The organism is Hydrogenophaga sp., from assembly GCF_051007235.1.
In the GTDB taxonomy this organism is placed as follows: Bacteria; Pseudomonadota; Gammaproteobacteria; order Burkholderiales; family Burkholderiaceae_C; genus Hydrogenophaga.
Genome location: NZ_JBPCSJ010000395.1, coordinates 1 through 2,497, shown reverse-complemented (window position 1 = coordinate 2,497; position 2,497 = coordinate 1). Strand labels below are relative to the sequence as shown.

The 2,497-nt window shown below is 64.1% G+C and carries 3 protein-coding genes; 2 read left to right on the top strand and 1 reads right to left on the bottom strand.

Annotation, left to right across the window (positions count from 1 at the left end; all coding sequences use genetic code 11):
• Positions 1 to 728 (bottom strand): GNAT family N-acetyltransferase (locus tag ACR2JA_RS14125; protein ID WP_434009716.1); only part of this gene is annotated, 728 nt, incomplete at its 3' end.
• 122 nt (positions 729 to 850) lie between these two features.
• Between ACR2JA_RS14125 and tviB the strand changes: the two genes are divergently transcribed.
• Both tviB and ACR2JA_RS14115 read left to right on the top strand, forming a co-directional pair.
• On the top strand, positions 851 to 2,131 hold the full coding sequence (gene tviB, locus ACR2JA_RS14120; protein ID WP_434009715.1) for a Vi polysaccharide biosynthesis UDP-N-acetylglucosamine C-6 dehydrogenase TviB: 1,281 nt from the start codon (positions 851 to 853) through the stop codon (positions 2,129 to 2,131).
• Between the two features lie 5 nt (positions 2,132 to 2,136).
• Positions 2,137 to 2,497: NAD-dependent epimerase/dehydratase family protein (locus tag ACR2JA_RS14115; protein WP_434009714.1), on the top strand; the 361-nt coding region annotated here is incomplete at its 3' end.

Below are 2,497 nucleotides of genomic sequence, written 5' to 3'. Positions count from 1 at the left end.
TACACCAACCATATCTGCGCAGCCAGCGGCCGCCCCTGCAACCACAATACCCCCAGTCGCAGACAACCTTGGCGTGCCGCCACTGCAATGAACGCTGGCATGAACTCCGTGCGCGGTTCCTGAGGCTTCCAGCTGTTGGCATAAACATGCAGATAGGCGTCCGTCATGCGGCCCAACACGGCTGCTTCGGCTGCGTGGTCGTGCAAACCACCTGCAAAGATCTCGACACGCCAGTCACCAGCCCGATCCAGCTTTCGCGTCGCCCGGTCCACCGTGTTGCGCAACGCCGAGGGCCGAGCCTGCCAATAAGCCGTATAGACACCCGGCTCGACGGGTTGAAACCAGTTACCAAAAGCCGGCTCCTCCCAGACTCTGTAACCCACACGCCGGGCACCCTGCTTGAACGCGGGCAACCATGCACTGTCGGCATCCAGTGGACTCAACTGGAGCACACCGCCGCCTGGCCATTGACGGACCTCCCGCAAAGCCAGCGCCCAATCGTCCGCCGTCAGATAGGCGCTTTCTCCGCTTGGTCCGTACACACCAGCGTAGTAGTTGGACAGCGAAGACCACGCCTCCCCCTCCCGGTCTTGCTTCAGATGCAGCGCGAGGGCCTCTTCGCCAGTACCGCCTCGCAGGCCCAGCACCTGGCACGCTCGGGGCGGCGGCGCCAGCCCCTCACGTGCGAGCAGGCGGAACCACTCCTCCGTCAAAAACAGATCTCTCATCACCCAGGGTGGTCGTAACCAAGCATGTGCGCACCATATCATCCCGGTAGGTGAAGTCGTCTGTCCGCCGCGGCCTCCGGGTGATACCCTGCCCACCGTCTCGAACCGTACACACGAATCGCATGCCACATCCATCGAAAGACATCCGCATCGCCATCATCGGGCTGGGCTACGTAGGCCTGCCGCTGGCGGTGGAGTTCGGCAAGAAACGCCCCGTGCTTGGTTTCGACATCAACCAGGCGCGCATTGCCGAACTGCAAGGCGGCCAAGACCACACCCTGGAAGTCAGCCCAGAAGAGCTGCGTGAAGCCGCCCACCTGCGCTTCAGCGCCAATGCGGCCGATCTGGCAGCCTGCAACTTCTTCATCGTCACCGTGCCCACCCCCATCGACGAGCACAAGCAGCCGGACCTGACCCCGCTGATCAAGGCCAGCGAGACCATCGGCAAGGTCCTCAAGAGCGGCGATGTGGTGGTCTATGAATCCACCGTCTACCCCGGCGCCACTGAAGAAGACTGCGTGCCCGTGCTGGAGAAGCACTCGGGCCTGAAGTTCAACGCGGACTTCTTCGCCGGCTACAGCCCCGAGCGCATCAACCCCGGCGACAAAGAACACCGCGTCACCACCATCAAAAAGGTCACCAGCGGCTCCACCCCCGAGGTGGCCGACCTGGTGGACACCATCTACCGCGAGATCATCACGGCTGGCACGCACAAGGCATCCAGCATCCGTGTGGCCGAGGCGGCCAAGGTGATCGAAAACACCCAGCGCGACGTGAACATCGCGCTGATCAACGAGCTGGCGCTGATCTTCAACCGCATGGGTATCGATACCGAAGCCGTGCTGCAGGCCGCGGGCACCAAGTGGAACTTCCTGCCCTTCCGGCCCGGACTGGTGGGTGGGCACTGCATCGGCGTGGACCCTTACTACCTGACACACAAGGCCCAATCGATCGGCTACCACCCCGAGATCATCCTGGCCGGGCGGCGCCTGAACGACAGCATGGGCGCCTACGTGGTCACTCAGCTCGTCAAGACCATGACGCAGCGGCGCATCCACGTGCAGGGCGCGCGCGTGCTGGTCATGGGCCTGACCTTCAAAGAGAACTGCCCGGACCTGCGCAACACCCGCGTGGTGGACATCGTGCGCGAGCTGAGCGAGTACGACGTGCAGGCCGACGTGTACGACCCCTGGGTCAGCACCGAGGCGGCGCAGCACGAATACGGCATCACGCCGGTGCAGCAGCCTGCGGCCGGCGCCTACGACGCGATCATCGTGGCGGTGGCCCACCGGGAGTTCAAGGCCATGGGCGCCGGCGCCATCCGCGCCCTGGGCAAGACCCAGCATGTGCTGTTCGACCTCAAGTACATCCTGCCCGCCCAGGACAGCGACCTGCGCCTGTGAACACCATGAGCACCCCCACCGCTTACGAGACCGTCTGCGCGCAGCTGCAGCAATCCCCCCAGACCTGGCTGGTCACCGGCGTGGCCGGCTTCATCGGCAGCAACCTGCTGGAGAAGTTGCTGCTGTTGGACCAGACCGTGGTGGGCCTGGACAACTTCGCCACGGGACACCAGCGCAACCTCGATGAGGTGCAGTCTTTGGTCACAAACGGGCAATGGGCCCGGTTCCACTTCATCGAGGGCGACATCCGCCACCTGGAGACCTGCCAACAAGCCTGCGCAGGAATCGACCATGTGCTGCACCAGGCGGCGCTCGGTTCGGTGCCGCGCTCCATCAACGACCCCATCACCACCAACGGCGCCAACA

Bases quoted from the DNA above. Each gene is read 5' to 3' on its own strand.
- tviB (WP_434009715.1), top strand. From the start codon at position 851: ATGCCACATCCATCGAAAGACATCCGCATCGCCATCATCGGGCTGGGC.